The following is a 1,650-nucleotide window of genomic DNA, read 5'->3' as shown; positions in this document are numbered from 1 at the left end:
CAGGTGTGTATAAGAGACAGGTCCTGGAGGGAGGGGTCCTGCAACGACGGGTCCTTGAGTGACGGGTCATCGAGGGACGGGCCATCGAGGGACGGGTCGTTCAGGCCGGGGAGGTCCGGGCCGCCCAGCCCGGATGTGGCGCCGAGATCGGGCGAGCCGTACGGGGAGCCCAGCCCCGGCCCCGCGTACGGGTCGCCGATGCCCCCGGCGGGGTAATTCTGCGTGTCGAACGGGTTCATCGGCCCGGTCTGCGGCGGCTTCGACCGTTGCTCGACGTAGTCGCCCATGGCGGTGTACGCCTCGCCCATGAAGCGGTTGAGCTGCCGCAGGTGGTGCCGGGCGAGGGCGTGGCCGTTGGTGTCGCTGCCGAAGAAGTCGCCGATCGAGTCGTCGAGCCCGACGCTGCCCGTCCTCGGCACGTTGTGGTGGAACCAGGGGAGCACCTCCTCGCCGTACCACCGGAGGGGCTCGCCGACGGAGCGGGCGGCGAAGCTGATGCGCGCGAGGTCCTTCTGCAGTTCCCCGATGGTCTTGAAGACCTGTTCGAGGGTCTCGCCGCCGAGCGTCTCCGCGATGACCCCGGCCTGCCTGTGCAGCAGTTCCACGGACTCCTCGCACATGTCGGCGATCGCCTTGTAGTGCCTGCCCGCCTCGGCGACCCGGTCCGGCTTGGTGCTCTGGATGAGCGCGGAGACGCCGTCGCTGCTCTCCGCGTCACCGCCACCGCCGCCGACGGGCATGGTGTCCTCGATCTGCGGCGCCCTGGTGTCCTTGAGCGGTTCGACCCAGTAGTCAGTCATCGTTTCTCGTCAAATGCGCGGGATCAGGTGAGGCGGCCCAGGTCGCCCGCGGCGGCCCGGTCGGCGTTCTTGGCGGTTCTGACGGTGTCGTCGAGCGCCTGCATCACGGCGGAGTACACCTGGTAGACGCGGTCGACGGCCGATGTCAGCGTGGACTGTGCCTTGTCGGTGGTCATCTTGAAGTCGGCGGCGGCCTGCCAGGTGCCGAGCTCCCGGTCGGTCAGCGCGGCGAGCTGGAGACGCACCTTGAGGCTCTGCCCGCCCGTCTCGCCCTGCAGGCGCTCCAGGTCACGCCGGAGCTGCTCCACGGGGGACGTCGGCAGGGCCTTGCCGGTGCCGGGTTCCTCGTAGGCGTCGACCTTGATGAACGACTCACCCTTGGCCGTGCCGGGGTCGACGCGGTTGCGGGCGAGCAGGTCGCCGAACTCCTCCTTGCTGGGAGGGGCGGGCGGCTCGGCGGGGTAGTCGCCGTTGCGGTGGAAGTGGATGTGGTCGCTGTACGCTTCCTCGACGTTGTCGGGGTCGTAGTCGTACTCCTCGCCGCTCCCGTTTCCCTCGTAGGTCCTGACGAGCGTCGGACGCTGCTCGACCGACAGGCCCAGGCCTGGCCTGGGTTCGCCGTGCGCGTCGCCGCCCTCGGCCTGAGGTGTCCCCATGCTCCACCCTCCACGTCGACGGACCTGCAGACACCTGCCTATCTCGCGCCTGACCTGGCAAGGCCTTATTTCAAGATATTTGTAAGAGAGCGAACACAAAACGGAAATATCGCCAAACTCCGTACTGTGCCTTTCTCCTGGACCGACGCCGCGGCCATCGGGCTGGCGCTCGCCCTCAGCCCCACCCCCTCACC

At 68.6% G+C, this 1,650-nt stretch carries 2 protein-coding genes; both read right to left on the bottom strand.

The genetic code is table 11. The features are described from left to right. The coding region (locus tag E1267_RS43665; protein ID WP_220449966.1) for a hypothetical protein at positions 1–800 on the bottom strand (800 nt) is incomplete at its 3' end. Positions 801–823: 23 nt separating this feature from the next. Beyond that, positions 824–1,456, bottom strand: coding sequence for a hypothetical protein (locus tag E1267_RS43660; RefSeq protein WP_132342176.1), 633 nt, complete (start codon positions 1,454–1,456; stop codon positions 824–826). Positions 1,457–1,650 lie beyond the last annotated feature (194 nt).

The organism is Nonomuraea longispora, from assembly GCF_004348345.1.
In the GTDB taxonomy this organism is placed as follows: Bacteria; Actinomycetota; Actinomycetes; order Streptosporangiales; family Streptosporangiaceae; genus Nonomuraea; species Nonomuraea longispora.
Note: the sequence above shows the minus strand (reverse complement) of the source record. Positions and strands in the feature narration are given on the sequence as shown.